Consider the following 19,806-nt stretch of genomic DNA (forward strand, 5'->3'; position numbering starts at 1 on the left):
GCATAAATAATTAACGAATAATTGCGTTTTGATCTGCACCTTCAACTTCAACTTTTGGTGGCATAAAGTGCTCACGTTTAACACCTAACTTAAGTGACATATATGCAGCCACATAGATTGATGATATCGTGCCTAACACAATCCCTACGCCTAATGTTTCAGAAAAACCTTTTAACATTGAACCGCCAAATATATACAAAATAATAACAACAGCTAAGGTTGTACCTGATGTCATTAAGGTTCGATGTAATGTTTGAGTTAGTGAGATGTTGATCACATCGTATGGCGACGCACGTCGAATTTTTCTAAAATTCTCACGAATTCGGTCAAATACAACGATGGTATCATTAAGTGAATAACCAATGATAGATAACATCGCTGCGATAATAGTCAAATCTAACTCTCGATTAAATAACGATAAATATCCTGCGGTTATTACAACGTCATGCGCTAATGCGACAACAGCACCGGTACCAAATCGCCATTCAAATCGAAACGCAATGTAGATTAAAATACAGATTAAAGCAGCACAAATCGCTAATATTCCATCTTGAGCTAATTCAGTACCAACTGTTGGGCCAACGAATTCAATTCGTTTAATTTCAGCATTACTATCAATATTTTTATGCACTAAATTTGAAATTTTCATACCTAATGCATTATCAATCGTTGATGATACACTACCTTCACTTTGGTTGGCAGTTGGTAGTCGAATAATGATATCTTTACTGCTACCATAATATTGAACGATTGGTTCATGATAGCCCTCATCACGTAAACTGTTACGTAGGTCATCAAGGTTTATAGCTTTAGTAACGGTTAACTCAACAGTTGTTCCACCAGTAAAATCTTGTCCAAGATTAAATCCTTTAACAAAAATTATTACAAATGACGCCACAACTAATATCATTGAGATGGCAAAAGCAATAAAACCAAATTTTAAAAAGTCGAGGACTCTGCGGCCATGATTTAGCTCTCTAACATCATGATTTTCTTTTTTATCAACAATCACAATAAACCTCTAAATTGATAACTTATCAACACGACGACCACCATAAATAAGATTGGCCAATGCTCGAGTCCCTACGATCGAGGTAAACATCGATGTTACAATACCGATACCTAATGTAATAGCGAAGCCTTTAATTGAGCCAGTACCAACCGCATAAAGAATAACCGCAGTAATCAGTGTGGTGATGTTGGCATCAAAAATACTACTCCAAGCACCCGCATAACCCTCGCTAATTGCGTGTTGAACACCTCGTCCGTTACTTAGTTCTTCTTTTATTCGCTCGTTAATCAATACATTAGCATCGACTGCCATACCTACGGTTAAAACTATTCCGGCAATACCTGGCATACTCAATGTCGCACCTGGTAATAATGACATGGTGCCAACAATCAAAATTAAGTTCGCTACCAGTGCAAGACTTGCAAATACTCCAAATAGGCGATAAACCACCAGCATAAATATGACAGAAATTAATAATCCCCAAACACAAGATTCTAAGCCTTGTGTGATATTTTCTTGCCCCATTGAAGGACCTACTGTTCGTTCTTCAATTATTTGAATCGGAGCAATCAACGCACCAGCTCTAAGTAATAATGATAAATTCTTAGCTTCATCAATACTACTTATGCCTGTTACTTGGAATCGGTCACTAAAAATACCTTGGATAGTTGCGACATTGATGACTCTCTCTTGTTTTTCAAGAATAGGTTTATCATTTTCATCACGTTTTCCAGTATCTTTATACTCGACAAAAAGTGTTGCCATTGCTTTTTTCAGATTTTTTTGCGTGAAACCAAGCATGGTTTTACCACCAGCACTATCAAGAGTGATAGAAACCTCTGGTTGGCTATATTCGTTTACTCTAAATGAAGAATCGGTAATATGATCACCTGTTAATACTACACGTTTATAAAGTAAAACTGGTCGGCCGTTTTCCATATATTTTATTTCAGAACCATATGGAACACGCATATTGCCGTTTAAAATTGCAGCTAAGTCAATTGAGCTATCATCATTCACTTGCCTAAATTCAAGGGTAGCTGTCGCACCTAAAATGCGTTTAGCCAATGCAGTATCTTGGATACCGGGTAATTCAACCACAATACGATCTGAGCCTTGGCGTTGAACAATTGGTTCAGCCACACCTAACTGATTAACTCGATTACGTAAAATGGTAGTATTTTGTTGAACTGCATCATTTTTCGCTTGTTGCAGTCTCTGTTGACTAACACTAATGACAATGCTGTTTTCATCTTGTGAAGTTAACTCATAATCTTGTAATCCATTGATCTTAGTAATAGCTTTATTTCGATCTTCAACATTATCAAATTGCATTGTTATTTGTTGATTAGGATTTTTGCTGATTGTTTTATATACAAGATTGTTTTTATTAAACTCTGCTTTTAAATTTTCAATCGACTGGTCTGTCAATTTACTTAATGCAGTAGTCATATCTACTTCCATTAAGAAATGAACACCGCCGCGCAAATCGAGGCCTAATTTCATTGGCTCGGCGCCAATCACAGCTAACCACGATGGTGTTGCTGGTGCTAGATTTAGCGCAACAGTATAATCTTCACCTAATTCTTGTGATATTAATTCTTTAGCTTTAAGCTGAGTATCATTATCACTTAATCGAATTAAAATAGATTTATTTTCATATACGAGTGATTTAGGTTCAATTTTGTTTTTCACCAAAAGTTGCTTAACTTTATCTTGCATAGCAACATTAATTTCGGTACCGTTTGAACCTGAAATTTGTATAGCAGGATCTTCACCATAAATATTTGGAAGCGCATAAAGCAGGCCGACGCAAATTACGACGACCAACATAATGTACTTCCACAAAGGATAGCGATTTAGCACGACATTTTCTCTTGTGGAATTAGATAATTAATACAATGAAATTTATTATAATGATTTCATTGTTCCTTTTGGTAAAACAGATGTGATAAAGTCACGTTTGATAACAACTTCTGTTGTATCATTTAACTCTAACGCAATATAGCCATTGTCGTTAACTTTTGAAACTCGACCAATAAGTCCACCATTAGTTAATACTTCATCACCTTTAGAAATTGATGCCATTAACTCACGATGCGCTTTAGCGCGTTTTTGTTGTGGGCGCATAATCATAAAATAGAAAAATAACCCGAATACCACTAACATAATTGGCATTAAATAATCAGCACCAGGCTGAGCGCCATCGGCTGCATATGCATTAGAAATAAAAAAGTCCATATCGGTCCTCTTAATTATTACAAAAATATTAAAGTTCAGAATTATAACACAATAAATATGTCGATAATTAACTATTTCTTGTCAATGTCTTTTTAATCAATCTCAAGAAAGTAACAAAAATAATTAAGTCGTTAAATATTGAGCCATACTAACTAAGTTAACTAACCATTTTGGATAGACACCACATACAATCGTTAAAACTGCTGCAAGAACAATTAGCAATTCGCTCATTTTTATATCCTGCCATTTTAATCTGATGTTCGAATTCAGCTGTTCATCATTGGATGGTTTGATATAAAGGTTGAGAATAAGTCTTGCATAAAAATAAAGTCCTAGTGTGCTACCAATAACCACTGCCGCAATTAACCACCATAATTCAGCCGTTACACCCAACAATATTAGAAGGAAACGCCCAACAAAACCAGCTGTCAGTGGAGCACCGGCTAAAGAGAGTAAACCTATACCCATTGCTAATGCTAAAACAGGACGACGCCAGAATAATCCTGAAAGATCGACTTCGTTTTCATGATCCTGTAACTCGTTGGAATGTGATTCTAAACTGATCACGCCCAAAATACAGATATTGGCAAGAATGTAACCAATCAAATATACACCAATGGTTTCTAAGGCCAATACTTGATATTGCACCGCAATTAAAGCAAGTAATAAATAACCAAAGTGAGCTACGGATGAATAAGCTAATAAACGCTTTAAGCTACTTTGCATTAAAGCAGATAAATTACCCCATAGTATTGAACAAAAAGCCATAATCACCAAAATAATACGAATTGTTTCATTATTAACAATTGGCGCAAGTAAAAATAATCTGGCAATAGCACAAAATACTGCCACTTTTCCTACTGTTGATAATAATAATGCTACTACAGTCGGCGCACCTTGATAAACGTCAGGCAACCAAAGTTGAAAAGGTACCAGTGAAAGCTTAAAACCAATTCCCACTAATATTAAACAAATGCCAATTAATAATAATGTACTTTGATAATTCATGGTTGAAAGCTGGTAACTTAAACCACTAAATGTAAGCTCTCCAGTTGTTGCATAGTAGAAGGCTATTCCCATTAACAAAAATGAACTAGCTATTGCAGATAGAATCATATATTTGATCGCAGCTTCTAACGCATGTGTTTGTATATATTGATAACCGATCAATCCAATAAATGGTATCGAAAGTAATTCTAAGCCTAGGAAGAATGACATTAAATGACTTGCATAAACTAAAGTTACGCCGCCTAATGCCATAAGTAATAAAATTACATAGAATAAACCATGTACGACCAGTTCTTGTACAAACCATTGATAAGCGAGTGAAGCAACTACAATAGAAATAATCAAAATCAAACTGGTATAAAGTAATCCATAGCCATCACAGGTAAATAACGCTGTAACTTGATGAGCACGCCATTTATTATCAGTATTATCATCAGTTTGTGTAGTATCAATAACATTCTGAGGTGGGCCTACAAAATCTTGTTGAACCATAGGTTCAGAGTTCTGGTCATTTTGAATGGATGATGTTTCCGTTGGAACTTCATCAACGGCTATAGTTTGCTCACTTGATAAATCAGTATCAGTTGAACCTTGTGAAGTAGGTACAGATATTTGCATATTGTCACTACTAATATCAGTTATTGCGGGTGTGTTATGAGAAATTTTAAAGCCTAGAATTGATGAACAAATTAAAGCGCATATCAACCCTGATATAGCTAAAATAGCGCATTTTTTAGTTCCTACTTTAAAAACAAAAAGCGCTATGAGCAAAACAATTATGGCAAAGCTCAATATGAATATTGGCAATAAAGCTATCATAAATTTTTACTCTCCCACTTGTTCTGCTGTTATATACTGCTGTGTTTGGTTGACAGTAGAATAAGATATATCTAACACCATCTTAGGGTACAACCCGATAAAAATTAGAACAATCAACACACTAGATAATAATAAAATATCTTTTTTACTTAAAAAGTGTTTGGTTACATCTACTTTATCAACTACTCCATAAAAAATAGGTTGCATACGAATAATTAAGGAAATTGACAGTAACAGCAACCCAATTACCAACAAAATTGTATAATATGAATAAGAGGTATAACTACCTAATAACATCATATAATTACCAACAAAATTAGCTGTACCTGGTATGCCTAATACAGCTAACATAAAAAATAAAGTAAAAGAGGACAGATATCTCACTTGCTCTTTTAATCCAATAAATTGGTTTATATTCCGAGTTAAATAGCATTCAGCCAATAATCCGCTAATCATAAACATGCCAACGATAGCTAGGTTTATGGCTATCATTTGAATAACAACGCCTTGAAATGCTATTACAGATCCACTATAAATAATTGTAGTAACAAATCCCATTAACGCGATATGGATATAAGCAATTAATTTTTTTATATCTGTTTGGTTAAATGCTAGTAAAGCAGCATAAAAAACAGTAAACATAGCTAGTATTGAAATAACAGGCATAATGGCCAAAGACGCGTTTGGAAAAAGGGGAATTACAAAACGTAATAAACCAAATGTTGCCGTATTAAGTAATAAACCACTTATCATCATTGAACCACTTGTTGAAGATTCAATATGTGCTTCAATAAACCAATTGTGAAAAGGAACTAAAGGAATACGAATAAGGAAGGCTGCTAGAAATCCTAACATTAATAAAAATTCAGTATTACTTGAAATTGGTGTTTTAGTTAAAATTTGATAGTCAAAAGTCCATTGACCGGTTAAATTCCAATTAATTAGTGCTAATGAAACAATAGATATTAGCATTAATAAACTACTTATTTGTGTGTAGATTAAAAATTTATTAGCACCATTGAAGCGTTGTGAATTTAAATCTCTCCTTCCCCACAATGAAATTAAGAAATAAATCGGAATAGCTACCGCTTCCCAGAAGAAAAACATCAAAAACAGATCAGTAATGACAAATAACATCATAATGGCTGATGTCATAAATAATACACATAAGTAAAACAACCCAAGGTTATTTAGGTTTTCTTTGCTAGAATAAATAATAACTAGTAGTACAATGAAAAGTGTCGAAGTAATTACTACCAACGATAGGCCATCCAATAGAAGATGAAAATGGATACCAAGTAATGGGATCCAGTCATAATTAACCTCTTTACTCCAACTTGTTTCTGGTTCTACATTTATTGCATTCGCCCATAAAATTATGGCTAATATTAATGTGATTAATATAGTCGTGAAAGCAACCATAATTGGTAAACGTTGCCAACGCAATTGTACATCAGTTGATACTACGATTCTTTGTAAGAATACTTGACATAACCAACCAATGAATCCGCCAATTACAGGTAAGAAGACAAGCCATAACAACATGAAAGTTCACACCTTTATTAAATAAAAATCAATAACATTAATATAATAATGCTACCTATGACCATTGAAACCATATACCATCGTATCTGTCCATTTTCTAGGCTAACAATATATGAGTTTATTTTTTTAATTCCCCACATTATCCAGTTGTCCCATATCGCTAATGGATCCTTTTTCAGGAAATCCGCTAAATAGATATAAGGTTTTACGAAGATATTGTTCAAGACAAAATCAAATCGCCAATTACTTTTACATAATCTTCCTAAAAATTTGACCATCGGAGTATTAAGTATTTCATGAACCTCACTATTAAGATGCCCATAAAGAATATAAGCAATAACTAAACTCAATAAAGTCACTGCACTTAATAATATCCGAAATGGTAACTGTTCCTGAGTATCAAGATGGGCTATTGGAATTATTCCTTGTATTGGCAATGGGAAATAAATAAATAATGCAGTAGTAAATATTAACAATATAAAAATTGGAAAATAATTTATCGTTTTAATTTTTATAATATGATCCATTTTATGGGTATGATGGAAAACTAAAAAGATTATGCGCCAAATGCCCAAACTTGATAATAAAACACCTAATAAACCTATGGTGCCAGCCATCAAGCTATCTTGTGCCATTAATCTCCAAATAATATCGCCTTTAATATAAAAAGATGCAGAAATATAAGGGAATGCACTAAGTGAAAGCATTATAATTAGAAAAATAGCATATAATATTGCGTTAGATTTTAATAAACCACCAATTTTGCTAATGTCTCTTTCACCTTGGCATTGTTTTAATAAAATTGCTGAAGCTAGTATTAATAATGTACTGGTTACAGAATAATTTATCAAACAATTTAATGATAAATTCCAACTTTGAGTTGAAAAGGCAAAAAATAGGTAACTAATTTGAGCTAAATTAATATAGGTTATAATTCGTTTTATATCATTTTGAACCAAAGCAATACTACTAGCAAATATAATAGTTAAAGATGCAAATAAAAGCATTATATAAAGTGTATCACTAGACATCATAAACAAATTGCTTAATCTTAAAACAAGATAAACTCCGGCCAATATGACTGTTGAAGACTGTAATAAAGCAACAGCTGGCATTGGTGCTAATGTGGTTTCTGTGAACCATGTATGCATTGGAAAAAGAGCCGATTTACTCATAGCGCCAAGGAACAACATAATGGTGATCCAAAAGATAATATCTGAATCGATAGCTAAATCGTTATGTGCTTTAAATAAAATCTCGCTGATTTTTAATGTTTCTACTGTTTGATAAAGTAAAAATATACCAATAATTAGAAATATGTCGGTTAAATGCATCATAACAAAAGCTTTAACTGCAGCATAACCATTACGAGCCTGTTTGTAATAAATACCAATAAGTAAGTAAGTGCTTATACTCACACCTTCCCAACCGAGTAGCATCACAAACAAATTATCAACAAGCACAACTGTTAACATGCTAGTTATGAGTAAATTACTATATGCATAGAAAGTATAAATATCTTCCCGTGATTTTAGATAACTGGCAGCAAAGATAGAGATCAATAAACCAAAGAAAGAAATTAGCACTAAAAAAGTTAGCGATAACCCATCCAAAGTTAAGGAAATCGGAACTTCAAAATCACCGACAGAAAACCAAATCCATAGATTTCTTGTATAAACGAGTGTCATATCTGGGACGGTATTGGTAGAAAAATCAATACATGAAAATATTGTTATTAAACCAACAATAGATATAGTACTAATTCCGATTAACTTAACATTAATGGATTGTATTTGTCGCCCAAAACAAACCTGTATTAGAAAAGATAGTAATGGAACAATGATAGTTAAATAAAGTAAATTCATCCTTTCATTTCGCTCAATGAATCAATATTAAAGTTTTTACGTCGATAAATTAATTTAACAAGTAAAGCAAGCCCGACACATATTTGAGTTAAGACAGTAATTACAGCTAAGATAGCTAAAACCCCACCATCTGATTGCTGCCAATAACTACTCGCGACAAACAAAGCTGCTATTGCTCCATTATTCATGATAATAAGGCTTAATAATAAAAAATAGAGATTTCGTCTAATCATTACACCTAACAGCCCGATTACAAACAAGATAGAAGCAAAAATTAGCCCATGCATAAGTGGTATCACGTTATTTCTCCGAAAACATTCGATGCATAAAATGATAAGATATAACTACTGCACCTAATAACAAAAATGCAGCTAACTCCGTCATCAAAATATAAGCATATATTGACATTTGGTGCATTAATTCATGTGTTTCTTTGAGTTGTGAATAGTCAGTGCTTACTACACCATATATAAGAATAACTAACAATATGAATGCCAAAACTAATGGTCCCAACCAAATCTTAGGACTAATGCCATGTTTATTATTTTCAACATTATCATTACGAATTTTAAGCTTTAAAGAAACACCCCAAAAAAGGATTATGCCACCGCAAATAAAAAAGAGGATATATAAAGCAGCTGAAATATATGTTTGTAACAGAATAAATATTAATGCTGATGCAAAAAGTGAAATAGCGAGATATAAAATTGCCTTCTCTACTCTTCTACAAAAAATCACTTTTAAACTAGCAATAATAGCTATTATCGATGCAATATAAAAAACAACGATCATTAGATAATCCAATATTTATTCATAATGATATTAGTATATACCCAATCGACGACAATATACAGTTTACTAACGTTTCGTTAATACAAAAAATTCTTTCTAAATAATTTATTATCTTTATATAGTCTCCAGAATGTTATTTTTACCAAATATAATAAAAACGATGGAAATAATAAAAACTATAAGATTTTATTATTTAAATTCAATACAACATTGTTATAAAGTATATATCCTGAGCAATTAACTTATATTTATACCTTTTTCTTTAATTTTGGTCATACAGCTTAAAGGCTCTTAGGCAAAATATAAACAAAGTAGAGAATAGAATGAATAGCCAATACTCATCAATGCGAAGCAACGTCAATATGCTAGGTACATTATTGGGCGATGCAATTAAACGAGCAACAGGGAATGAAACTTTCGATTTGGTCGAAAAAATAAGGCAGTTATCAAAATCAGCTCAACAAGGTAACAAACAAGCACATAATGAATTACTAAAATTGATTGAAAATCTTAATGATCAAGATTTACTCCATGTTGCACGTGCATTTAATCAATTTTTAAACTTAGTTAATACTGCTGCTGAGTATTATGGAATTTCACCACATGGGGAAGCATCGAGCAGCCCTAAAAAAATGACCGAATTATTTAAAACACTTAAAAATTTAAATTTCGCGCCTAAAATAATTGAACAAGCTATTGATAATTTATCTATTGAATTAGTGCTTACTGCACATCCAACTGAAATCAATCGCCGAACAATGATTAATACTTATACCGCTATTAATAATTGTTTGTCACAACTTGATCATAACGATTTAGCGGATTATGAAAGAGAACGTATCATGCGTCGCCTTAAACAACTTGTTTGCCAAGCATGGTACACCGACGAAATTCGTAAAAAACGCCCTACTCCTCTTGATGAAGCTAAATGGGGATTCTCTGTAATTGAAGATAGTTTATGGGAAGGCGTCCCGTTATTCTTACGAGAGTTTAATGACCAATTAGTTGATGCATTCAATGCTGAACTATCTGTTGAACATGTTCCAGTGAAATTTACCTCTTGGATGGGAGGAGATCGAGACGGCAACCCAAATGTAACAGCTAAAGTTACAGGAAGGGTGATGTTGCAAGCTAGATTAAAAGCAATTGAACTATTTTTAGCTGATATTCAAATTTTAGTTCGCGAATTATCAATGACTGAATGTAGCCAATCAGTCATTGATTTATTAGATGAACAAAATAAAACAGCATCAGAGCCTTATCGGGCTGTAATGAAACAGTTACGTTCACGTTTAACTAAAACCCATAGCTACATAGTTGCATTATTAAATAATGAACAAGTTTTAGAACCTAATGATCTTTTAATAAAGAATGAACAATTATGGACACCACTTTATACATGTTATGAATCATTAATTGAAAACGGAATGTCAACTATTGCTCATGGCCCACTATTAGATACATTAAGACGTATTAAAAGTTTTGGATTGCAATTAGTTAGATTAGATATACGTCAAGATAGTTCAGTGCATACTGAAGCGTTAGACGCCTTAACTAAAGAGTTAAACTTAGGCAGCTATGCTTCATGGTCAGAAGAAGAAAAACAAGAATTTTTATTAACTGAATTACAATCTAATCGACCATTACTACCCTATAATTGGCAACCAGATGAAATGGTTAAAGAAGTATTAGATACTTGCCGTGTTATCAAAAAAGCAGGTGAAGAATCGATTGCGTCTTATGTCATTTCGATGGCAAAAGCACCTTCTGATGTCCTAGCTGTTTACTTACTTTTAAAAATTGTTGATTGCCAAAAAAATATTCCTGTTGCACCTTTGTTTGAAACCTTAGAAGATTTAAATAATGCAAAATCTGTTATGCAAAAGCTTTTAGATATTCCTTGGTATCGTGAAAAAATCAATGGCAAGCAGATGGTTATGATTGGCTATTCTGATTCAGCAAAAGATGCAGGAACTCTCGCAGCATCATGGGCACAGTATCGTTCACAAGAAGAATTAGTTAATTTATTTGAACAATATAATGTTAACTTGGTGTTATTTCATGGTCGTGGAGGTTCAATCGGACGGGGAGGCGCTCCTGCTCATGCCGCTTTACTGTCACAACCACCAGGATCATTAAAAGGTGGCTTACGTGTTACAGAACAAGGTGAGATGATTCGATTCAAACTTGGTTTACCTGAAGTTGCACTTAGTAGCTTAATGCTTTATGCATCAGCTATTTTACAAGCTAATTTATTACCACCGCCTGAACCGAAGCAAGTCTGGCGTGATATTATGGATGAAATGTCTGATTATTCATGCCAATGTTATCGTAGCTACATAAGAGAAAAAACTGAATTTGTTGATTATTTTAGATCAGTTACACCAGAAACCGAACTTGGAAGATTACCTCTAGGCTCTCGACCACAAAAACGTCGTACCGGTGGGGGAATAGAAAGTTTACGAGCAATTCCGTGGATTTTTGCTTGGACTCAAAATCGCCTAATGGTTCCATCATGGCTAGGTGCAGGAAGCGCACTTAGGAAAGTTATCAATGAGGGCAAAAAAGAACAACTTAAAGATATGTATCATAATTGGCCATTTTTTAATGCCCGCTTAGGTATGTTGGAAATGGTTTACGCTAAAGCAGCGCCGAATATTCATGAGTACTATGAACAAAGGCTAGTTTCTCCGACATTATGGCCATTAGGAGAGGAGTTAAGAAATTTATTAACCGAAGATATTAATACCGTATTAACGATTACTGATGATATTAGCTTGATGGCAGACTTACCTTGGATTGCGGAGTCTGTTGCATTACGTAATACATATATTGAACCACTTAATTTATTACAAGCAGAATTATTAAGTCGTTCTCGTAAAAATGATAACGAAAATACTATAGTTGAACAGGGATTAATGATTACCATTTCTGGTATTGCGGCAGGAATGCGAAATTCAGGATAAAAAAAGGGCTTATTCGCCCTTTTTATTTTTTTTAGCTATCTCTTCTAAATAAGCTTTAGCGTCGGTATCCCCTTGCTCACTAGCTTTAGTAAACCAATAAACTGCTAGGTTATCATTTTGTTTAACGCCTTCACCTTCTAGATATTTAATACCTAAATTATATTGCGCATCAACACTTCCTTGCTTGGCTGCTTTGGTATACCAATCTATTGCTTTTTGTTCATCTTTAGGAACACCCCCACCAACATCATACATAACCGCTATATTATATTGTGCATCAGCGTTACCACCTTCAGCAGCTTGAGTAAACCAATATGCGGCTTGAGTGTTATCTGGTCTTGTTCCTGTTCCGGTTGCATACATAATGCCTAAATTGTACATTGCTAGTACATAACCACGTTCGGCAGCTTGAGTATAAAAATAAAGGGCAGCAACATTATCCTGAGTTAAACCGTCACCAGTTTGGGACATTAATCCTAAATAGTAGTGTGCTTCTGGATTGTTATCTTTTGCGGCTTTACTAAACCAATCGGCCGCTACTAGGCGATCTTTATCAACACCATCACCCGCAAAGTACATAATGCCTAAATTTAAATAAGCATCATAAATACCTTGATCGCCAGCTTGGGTAAAATAATCAATTGCGGTAGACGTTTTTTTTTCTACGCCTTCACCATTTTTATACATCAAAGCTAAATTATATTTAGCTAAAGCATAATTTTGATCGGCAGCCAATTTAAACAATTTGAATGCCTCAGATAAATTAGCTTTAGTCCCTAAACCATTTTGGTACATATAAGCTAAATTATTTTGAGCTTTAGCTAAACCTTGATCAGCGGCTTTCTTAAACCAGAAAAAAGCCTTTAGATCATTAACCTCAACCCCTAAACCCTGCTTATAAATTGTTCCTAGCGTATATTGTGATTGCATATCACCCTTTTCAGCAGCAATTAGCAACGAAGGAATTAATGAACTAGGGTCACTTACTTTTAGCTCAGTATCCGATTGTGTTTTAGCTTCGCTTGCAGCTGCTCCACAAGAGATAGATAACATCAAAGCCAATATAATTTGAAGTTTTTTCATAATTTTTTAAATGTCATAATATTAGCAATAATTATACATAATTGATTAAAAGGGGAATAGTTTTGTTTTTTTAAATATACTTTTTTTTATTATTTAATTGAAAGTTAAAGTTATTTAAATATTGTAAATATTATTAAATCGCTTAATCGGACTCATTATAAAAAAATATAATTAATTATTTAACAAAAGCTATCACAATCCAAGTTCATCCCAAATTTCATCAATATGAGCAACTACTTTAGCGTCTTTAGTAATAATTTTACCCCATTCACGATTAGTTTCACCCGGCCACTTGTTAGTTGCATCAAGTCCCATTTTAGAGCCTAAACCGGAAATAGGTGAAGCAAAATCCAGATAATCAATTGGCGTATTATCAACAAATGTTGTATCTCGATGTGGATCCATTCTTGTCGAAATAGCCCACATAACATCTTTCCAATCTCTAGCATTAATATCGTCATCACAAACAATAATAAATTTAGTATACATAAATTGTCTTAAATAAGACCATACACCCATCATCACTCTTTTGGCATGCCCTGGGTATTGTTTTTTGATTGTGACAATGGCAATACGATAAGAGCAACCTTCAGGAGGTAGATAAAAATCAACAATTTCAGGAAATTGTTTCTGTAATATAGGGATAAATACTTCATTTAATGCTAAACCCATTACAGCCGGCTCATCTGGAGGTCTACCCGTATATGTAGAATGATAAATTGCATCTTTACGTCTGGTTAAATGTGTAACTGTAAAGACAGCAAATTTTTCTACTTCATTGTAATAACCAGTATGGTCACCATAAGGCCCTTCAACAGCTTGCTCATGGGGATCAATATAACCTTCTAAAATAATTTCGGCGGTTGCAGGAACATCTAACTCATTTGATAAAGATTTGACCACTTCTGTTCGGCTATTACGCAATAATCCAGCAAAAGCATATTCTGATAAAGTATCTGGTACTGGTGTTACTGCACTTAATATTGTTGCAGGATCAGCCCCAATAGCTACACTAACAGGAAATTTTTCATTTGGATAGGATTGTTGCCATTCAGCAAAATCAAGTGCCCCACCTCGATGTGACAACCAACGCATGATTAATTTATTTTTACCTAGTAGCTGTAATCGGTAAACACCTACATTTTGACGATCTTTATGTGGTCCTTTAGTTATAGTTAGTCCCCAAGTTACAAGTGGAGCTACATCATCTGGCCAACAATGCATAATAGGCAATTGAGTTAAATCGACCTCATCATTTTTAAATATTAATTCCTGACAAGGTGCTGAGGAACGCCGTTTTACCGGCATATTTAGAACTTGTTTATATTTAGGTAATATATTAAAAAATTGTCGAATACCTTTGGGTGGCTCTGGTTCTCGCAAAAAAGCTAGTAATTCACCAATTTCTCTTAATTCTGTAGTCTTTTCTCGCCCCATTGCCATAGCAACTCGTTTAGCTGTTCCAAAAAGATTGCAAAGTACAGGAATGTCATAGCCAATTGGGTTTTCAAATAATAGAGCTGGTCCCTGAGAGCGTAAAACTCTATCAGCTATCTCGGTCATTTCAAGATAAGGGTTAATTGGATAAGTAATGCGTTTTAATTCACCTTGCTGCTCAAGGTAATCTAAAAAATCACGAAAATTAGACAACGACATTATTACTCCTTTTAACTCTCGCTATTGAAATACTAATTGATGAAGATTAACTAATCTTCATCAAAGTTCTCACTATATATGGGAAGTTGTTTTGTTTGATTACATTCAACGATTTTAGGTAATAATGCTTCAAATTGTTTTTGGTCAACTTCAATAATTTCGTTTTTATCAACTTGATAAAATAGATAAAATTCTGATTTGTCATCAGTTTGTATCGATGCTAACCAATAATTACGATCTTCACTATTTTCATTTGTAAAAATTTTAATAATGCTATTTTCTCTTTTTTCAGGTTGATTATGTAACTTGTAATCAATAATTTTTTCAGCAATTTGTGAATCATATTCATCAAAAATTAAAGCTTCTTCTTTAGTTACTTTGCATTTTTTTATATTTATTTCTGCATGACTGATAGATATTACAAAAAACAAGCTGAATAACGAAATAACATAATGGCTAAGTTTCATTTTGGATCTCTTGTATTAATTTTTATCAATTGAGCCAATTTTACTAATAGCCTCACAATTATTTGGCGATATAGTAAGATTGGCTGCACTATTTATAGTTAACCATTGATAAGATAAATGTTCAGTAAGCAATGGCGTTATTTCATCATTAAGAGCTAAATAAAACCAATGTTCTTTATTTATCTTTACTTCTGGTGCGTACCGATATCTAAACTGAGGAAAAATTTCAAACTCAACCGTATGTTTTGCATCAATTAATTTAAGATTTTCTTCGCTAATATCTATACCGGTTTCTTCAAAAACTTCACGAATTGCCGTATCTCTAGGTAATTCATTATCTTCCATACTACCTGTAACTGATTGCCAAAAATTAGGATCATCCTTACGTTGCAACATAAGAACACGCAAAGTCCGTTTACAATAAATAACAACTAATACTGACTCAGGGTTCTTATATTTTTGCATATAAATATCGCTATTTTTTGCTCACTTCTATACCTAATTCCATTAAAGCTGTAGGATTTGCAGGACTAGGCGCATCAGTTAATAAACATGTTGCTGCAGTCGTTTTCGGGAAGGCAATAACATCTCGAATATTATCTGTTCCAGTTAACAGCATAGTTAATCTATCTAGGCCAAATGCTAAACCCGCATGAGGTGGCGTACCATATTTTAATGCATCAAGTAAAAAGCCGAACTTTTCACGCTGATCATGTTCATCAATTCCTAAAATAGAAAAGACAGCCTGCTGCATTTCACTGCGATGAATACGTACAGAACCACCGCCAACTTCATAACCATTGATTACCATATCATATGCATTAGCTACTGCATTTTCAGGATTGCTTATTAATTGCTCTGGGGTAAAATCTTTTGGTGATGTAAATGGATGATGCATTGCACTTAAACCTTCGTCAGTTTCCTCAAACATAGGGAAATCAACAACCCAAAGTACCGCCCACTTACTCTCATCGGTAATACCTAAATCTTTACCAACTTTCAAACGCAATGCACCTAATGCATCACTCACTACTTTATAACTATCCGCACCAAATAATAAAATATCACCATCTTTAGCATTGGCACGATTAAGTAATGCTTCCATTTGAGGTTCATTAAAAAATTTAGCTACTGGGCTTTGCACACCTTCAAGGCCTTTACTACGATCATTAACTTTGATCCAAGCCATACCTTTAGCACCATAAACTGAAATAAATTGCGTATAATCATCTAATTGTTTACGTGTTAGTTGGGATCCATTTGGAACGCATAATAAAGCCACTCTTCCTTTAGGATCATTTGCTGGTGTTGAAAATACTTTAAAATCGATATCTTTAACCAAATCCGCCACATCAATAATTTCAAGCGGATTACGTAAATCAGGTTTATCATTCCCATAACGACGCATTGCCTCAGCAAAAGTCATAATTGGGAATTTGCCTAAATCAATATTTTTAACATGCAACCAAAGTTCACGTATCATTTTTTCCATGATTTCGCGCACTTGTTCAGCTGTCATAAATGAGGTTTCAACATCTATTTGTGTAAATTCTGGTTGGCGATCGGCTCGTAAATCTTCATCACGAAAACATTTAACAATTTGATAATAACGATCAAATCCAGACATCATCAGTAACTGTTTAAACAGTTGTGGAGATTGAGGAAGCGCATAAAACTCACCATTATGAACTCGACTTGGAACAAGATAATCTCGAGCACCTTCTGGTGTTGCTTTGGTTAACATTGGTGTTTCGATATCTAAAAAACCATGCTCATTCATAAATGAACGGACAAATGCCGTAATTTTTGCGCGAGTTTTAAATATCGTCGCCATTTCTGGACGGCGTAAATCTATATAGCGGTATTTTAAACGCTGTTCTTCACTATTATTTTGGTTGAAATCAAGCGGTAAAACATCACTACGATTAAAAATCACAAGCTCAGTCGCTAGTATTTCAACCTCACCAGTTACCATATCTTTATTAATTTGGCCCTCTGGTCGTGCTCTTACTTTTCCTTTAATTTGAATACAAAATTCATTACGTAATTCGCCAGCTAATTGATATGCTTGTTGATAATCAGGATCAAAAAAAACTTGCACAATTCCTTCACGATCACGCATATCAATAAAAATCATCCCACCTAAATCTCGGCGTTTATTGACCCATCCACATAGTGTGACTTCTTGATTAATATAACTTGCGTTTAGCTGTCCGCAATAAATTGTTCTCATTAAAAATATCCTGTGTACAGTTATCAAAAATAATAATTATTATAGAGCAATTTATCAGGGGATAAAGACTATGTTTGAAAATAATCACTATTTAATTTATTTATACTCGATTTATTATAATAATTTTACTTTATACATTTTTTTACAAACTATTTTAAATTCAATTAGATAATAAATATAAAATCGTTTTATCTTGATAAGCTTTTAAAATGATTTATTTAAGAGCTTGTCTTATCAGATATTTATTACTAAGCTTTAGTATTATTTGGATATTGCTCATATGATATGAAAGCTTTAATTTCAATTGACTATACTAATGATTTCATCGCTGACGATGGCGCTTTGACTACAGGTTCTGTTGGGCAACAAATTGAGTCAGAAATATTAAATTTAACTAAATCATTCATCCAAAATAATCAATTTATCGTTTTTGCGATTGATTCTCATGACCCTTCAGATAAATATCATCCAGAAAATAAACTCTTTCCCCCTCACAATATTATTGGAACTTTTGGGCAACAGTTATTTGGTAATTTACATACTCTTTATCAAAAACATCAGAATTCAGATAATATTTATTGGATGAATAAACGACACTACTCGGCATTTTGTGGTACGGATCTTGATCTACGCTTACGCGAAAGACATATTACTGAAATCCATTTAGTTGGTGTCTGCACAGATATTTGCATATTACACTCAGCGATTGATGCCTATAATTTAGGCTACAAATTGATTATTCATCAAAATGCAGTTGCTAGCTTTGATCCAATCGGTCATCAATGGGCTTTAAAACACTTTCAAAACACTTTAGGGGCAACCGTAATATAAAATATAGATAAAAATTAAAATAAGGAGCAGGAATGGAAGTTTTACGAGACTATAAATTGCATATAATTGCACTGTTAGTAGTAATTATTTGCGAACTGATCGGTAAACAATCAATATGGATTATCGCCGTTTATCCAATGTTATATGCAATGATCTTCGGCGGTGTAATCAGCCTACCAAAGCTAAAAATATTAACTAATAAAAATATGCAGCATGCCAGTTTAGTGATGATGGTTACATTAATATTACTTATTGCAAAGCTTGGTGTGGCTGTAGGTCCTAAAATTGACATGATTTTAAACGATGCCAAGTTAGCCCTAATTTTTCAAGAATTAGGCCATTTCGCAGGAACAATTTTACTAGGATTACCATTAGCTATGTTATTAGGTATGAAAAGAGAGGCAGTTGGTGCAACCTACTCTGTTGCTCGCGAACCTAATATAGCTATTGTTGCAGATAAATATGGGCTAGATTCACCTGAAGGACGAGGTGTTATGGCTATGTATGTATGTGGGACTCTTTATGGTGCAATTTGGATGAGTATCCTTGCAAGCATAATAGCACAATTGAATATTCTTCACCCTTATGCTTTAGCAATGGGAGCTGGAGTAGGTAGTGGGAGCATGATGGCTGCTTCATTGGCACCGATAAGTGATTTATATCCTGACTTATCAGAAAATATCAATGCTTATGCAACAACAGCGAACTTAATGTCTGGTATTGTAGGCATATATATTTATACACTATTTTCTTTGCCTTTCGCTTCTTTCATGTATAACACTTTAGCTCGCCTTCGTCGCAATAAATAAGGAATCGAATATGAAAATTTTAGAAACAATTTTTGTACTTATTTTAGTAGCCGTTATCATGGCAGCAGGTAACACTGTAGGATATAAAATTGATTTTATGCTATCGCTTCAAGCATTAGCTGTGTTAGTTGTCATATCTATTGCAGGATTATTAATAAGTAAATTACCTGTTTTAAATAAACTTCCTGTAATTCTATGGGTATCCGTTGTTGCTGCTATTGTATCAGCACCGATATTCCCATATCATCAAGAAGTGGTTGCAATTACAGATCAAGTCTCATTACTTGCTGTTTGTACACCAGTACTTGCTTATGCGGGACTAGCGATTGGTAAAGATCTTGCGCTATTTAAAAATATATCTTGGCGTATCATTCCCGTATCTTTAGCTGTTTTTTCTGGTACGTTTATTTTTGCTGCCCTAATTGCTCAAATTACTTTACATTGGGAAGGCGTTATCTAATTTGGATAAGGATTTTATT

Annotated in this window: 17 protein-coding genes; 4 read left to right on the top strand and 13 right to left on the bottom strand. The window is 33.6% G+C overall.

From position 1 onward, the window contains the following. Positions 1-10: 10 nt before the first annotated feature. The 8 genes from secF to J3U18_RS03025 all read right to left on the bottom strand — a co-directional run bounded on the left by secF (position 11) and on the right by J3U18_RS03025 (position 9,282). Entirely contained in the window at positions 11-1,009 is a 999-nt protein-coding gene (gene secF, locus J3U18_RS02990; RefSeq protein WP_416380083.1) for a protein translocase subunit SecF, read from the bottom strand. Between the two features lie 12 nt (positions 1,010-1,021). Continuing rightward, on the bottom strand, positions 1,022-2,878 hold the full coding sequence (gene secD, locus J3U18_RS02995; protein WP_081303426.1) for a protein translocase subunit SecD: 1,857 nt from the start codon (positions 2,876-2,878) through the stop codon (positions 1,022-1,024). A 45-nt stretch (positions 2,879-2,923) separates the two neighbouring features. Beyond that, positions 2,924-3,253 carry a preprotein translocase subunit YajC gene (yajC, locus tag J3U18_RS03000; protein ID WP_065562420.1) on the bottom strand — a complete coding sequence of 110 codons (330 nt, stop codon included), beginning with the start codon at positions 3,251-3,253 and terminating at the stop codon, positions 2,924-2,926. 123 nt (positions 3,254-3,376) lie between these two features. Continuing rightward, complete coding sequence (locus tag J3U18_RS03005; protein WP_267336672.1) at positions 3,377-4,879, bottom strand: NADH-quinone oxidoreductase subunit N; 1,503 nt, start codon at positions 4,877-4,879, stop codon at positions 3,377-3,379. 207 nt (positions 4,880-5,086) lie between these two features. Further along, positions 5,087-6,625: a complex I subunit 4 family protein gene (locus J3U18_RS03010; RefSeq protein WP_267352881.1), complete on the bottom strand. Its 1,539-nt coding sequence runs from the start codon at positions 6,623-6,625 to the stop codon at positions 5,087-5,089. Positions 6,626-6,642: 17 nt separating this feature from the next. Beyond that, positions 6,643-8,490 carry an NADH-quinone oxidoreductase subunit L gene (locus J3U18_RS03015; RefSeq protein ID WP_267352882.1) on the bottom strand — a complete coding sequence of 616 codons (1,848 nt, stop codon included), beginning with the start codon at positions 8,488-8,490 and terminating at the stop codon, positions 6,643-6,645. Further along, positions 8,487-8,789 carry an NADH-quinone oxidoreductase subunit NuoK gene (gene nuoK, locus J3U18_RS03020; RefSeq protein WP_065562424.1) on the bottom strand — a complete coding sequence of 101 codons (303 nt, stop codon included), beginning with the start codon at positions 8,787-8,789 and terminating at the stop codon, positions 8,487-8,489. The genes J3U18_RS03015 and nuoK overlap by 4 nt, the downstream gene beginning before the upstream one ends. Position 8,790: 1 nt before the next feature. Next, the gene (locus J3U18_RS03025; protein ID WP_065562425.1) at positions 8,791-9,282 is read right to left on the bottom strand and encodes an NADH-quinone oxidoreductase subunit J; all 492 of its coding nucleotides are present in this window, start codon (positions 9,280-9,282) and stop codon (positions 8,791-8,793) included. A 323-nt stretch (positions 9,283-9,605) separates the two neighbouring features. Here J3U18_RS03025 and ppc point away from each other — a divergent pair, with 323 nt between their 5' ends. After that, on the top strand, positions 9,606-12,248 hold the full coding sequence (ppc, locus tag J3U18_RS03030; protein ID WP_267352883.1) for a phosphoenolpyruvate carboxylase: 2,643 nt from the start codon (positions 9,606-9,608) through the stop codon (positions 12,246-12,248). Between the two features lie 9 nt (positions 12,249-12,257). On the opposite strand, the gene J3U18_RS03035 is transcribed toward ppc, so the two are convergent. The 5 genes from J3U18_RS03035 to aspS all read right to left on the bottom strand — a co-directional run bounded on the left by J3U18_RS03035 (position 12,258) and on the right by aspS (position 17,687). Then, positions 12,258-13,331 (bottom strand): tetratricopeptide repeat protein, encoded by a 1,074-nt coding sequence (locus tag J3U18_RS03035; protein WP_267332263.1) that lies wholly within the window; start codon positions 13,329-13,331, stop codon positions 12,258-12,260. A 192-nt stretch (positions 13,332-13,523) separates the two neighbouring features. Further along, positions 13,524-14,987, bottom strand: a complete 1,464-nt coding sequence (ubiD, locus tag J3U18_RS03040) for a 4-hydroxy-3-polyprenylbenzoate decarboxylase (RefSeq protein ID WP_267352884.1) — start codon at positions 14,985-14,987, stop codon at positions 13,524-13,526. Between the two features lie 50 nt (positions 14,988-15,037). Beyond that, positions 15,038-15,454 (bottom strand): hypothetical protein, encoded by a 417-nt coding sequence (locus J3U18_RS03045; protein ID WP_267332261.1) that lies wholly within the window; start codon positions 15,452-15,454, stop codon positions 15,038-15,040. A gap of 15 nt (positions 15,455-15,469) precedes the next feature. Next, positions 15,470-15,919, bottom strand: coding sequence for a dihydroneopterin triphosphate diphosphatase (gene nudB, locus J3U18_RS03050; RefSeq protein WP_267329998.1), 450 nt, complete (start codon positions 15,917-15,919; stop codon positions 15,470-15,472). A gap of 10 nt (positions 15,920-15,929) precedes the next feature. Then, positions 15,930-17,687, bottom strand: a complete 1,758-nt coding sequence (gene aspS, locus J3U18_RS03055; RefSeq protein ID WP_267352885.1) for an aspartate--tRNA ligase — start codon at positions 17,685-17,687, stop codon at positions 15,930-15,932. Between the two features lie 285 nt (positions 17,688-17,972). Between aspS and J3U18_RS03060 the strand changes: the two genes are divergently transcribed. From J3U18_RS03060 to J3U18_RS03070, 3 genes are read left to right on the top strand one after another with little or no spacing between them, the layout of a single operon-like run. Continuing rightward, positions 17,973-18,518, top strand: a complete 546-nt coding sequence (locus J3U18_RS03060; RefSeq protein ID WP_267352886.1) for a cysteine hydrolase family protein — start codon at positions 17,973-17,975, stop codon at positions 18,516-18,518. Positions 18,519-18,550: 32 nt separating this feature from the next. Beyond that, a complete protein-coding gene (locus tag J3U18_RS03065; RefSeq protein WP_065562433.1) occupies positions 18,551-19,327 on the top strand; it encodes a DUF3100 domain-containing protein in 777 nt (258 codons plus the stop codon). Between the two features lie 10 nt (positions 19,328-19,337). Then, positions 19,338-19,787 carry a hypothetical protein gene (locus J3U18_RS03070; protein ID WP_065562434.1) on the top strand — a complete coding sequence of 150 codons (450 nt, stop codon included), beginning with the start codon at positions 19,338-19,340 and terminating at the stop codon, positions 19,785-19,787. Positions 19,788-19,806 lie beyond the last annotated feature (19 nt).

The sequence above is a fragment of the Gilliamella sp. B3482 genome (assembly GCF_026536805.1).
Classification (GTDB): domain Bacteria; phylum Pseudomonadota; class Gammaproteobacteria; order Enterobacterales; family Orbaceae; genus Gilliamella; species Gilliamella apicola_E.

Coding starts and splice junctions, on each gene's coding strand:
- J3U18_RS03060 (WP_267352886.1), top strand. CDS start 17,973: ATGAAAGCTTTAATTTCAATTGACTATACTAATGATTTCATCGCTGAC.
- J3U18_RS03010 (WP_267352881.1), bottom strand. CDS start 6,625: ATGTTGTTATGGCTTGTCTTCTTACCTGTAATTGGCGGATTCATTGGT.
- yajC (WP_065562420.1), bottom strand. CDS start 3,253: ATGGACTTTTTTATTTCTAATGCATATGCAGCCGATGGCGCTCAGCCT.
- aspS (WP_267352885.1), bottom strand. CDS start 17,687: ATGAGAACAATTTATTGCGGACAGCTAAACGCAAGTTATATTAATCAA.
- J3U18_RS03045 (WP_267332261.1), bottom strand. CDS start 15,454: ATGAAACTTAGCCATTATGTTATTTCGTTATTCAGCTTGTTTTTTGTA.
- J3U18_RS03035 (WP_267332263.1), bottom strand. CDS start 13,331: ATGAAAAAACTTCAAATTATATTGGCTTTGATGTTATCTATCTCTTGT.
- J3U18_RS03015 (WP_267352882.1), bottom strand. CDS start 8,490: ATGAATTTACTTTATTTAACTATCATTGTTCCATTACTATCTTTTCTA.
- J3U18_RS03065 (WP_065562433.1), top strand. CDS start 18,551: ATGGAAGTTTTACGAGACTATAAATTGCATATAATTGCACTGTTAGTA.
- J3U18_RS03070 (WP_065562434.1), top strand. CDS start 19,338: ATGAAAATTTTAGAAACAATTTTTGTACTTATTTTAGTAGCCGTTATC.
- ubiD (WP_267352884.1), bottom strand. CDS start 14,987: ATGTCGTTGTCTAATTTTCGTGATTTTTTAGATTACCTTGAGCAGCAA.
- J3U18_RS03025 (WP_065562425.1), bottom strand. CDS start 9,282: ATGATCGTTGTTTTTTATATTGCATCGATAATAGCTATTATTGCTAGT.
- J3U18_RS03005 (WP_267336672.1), bottom strand. CDS start 4,879: ATGCAAATATCTGTACCTACTTCACAAGGTTCAACTGATACTGATTTA.
- nudB (WP_267329998.1), bottom strand. CDS start 15,919: ATGCAAAAATATAAGAACCCTGAGTCAGTATTAGTTGTTATTTATTGT.
- ppc (WP_267352883.1), top strand. CDS start 9,606: ATGAATAGCCAATACTCATCAATGCGAAGCAACGTCAATATGCTAGGT.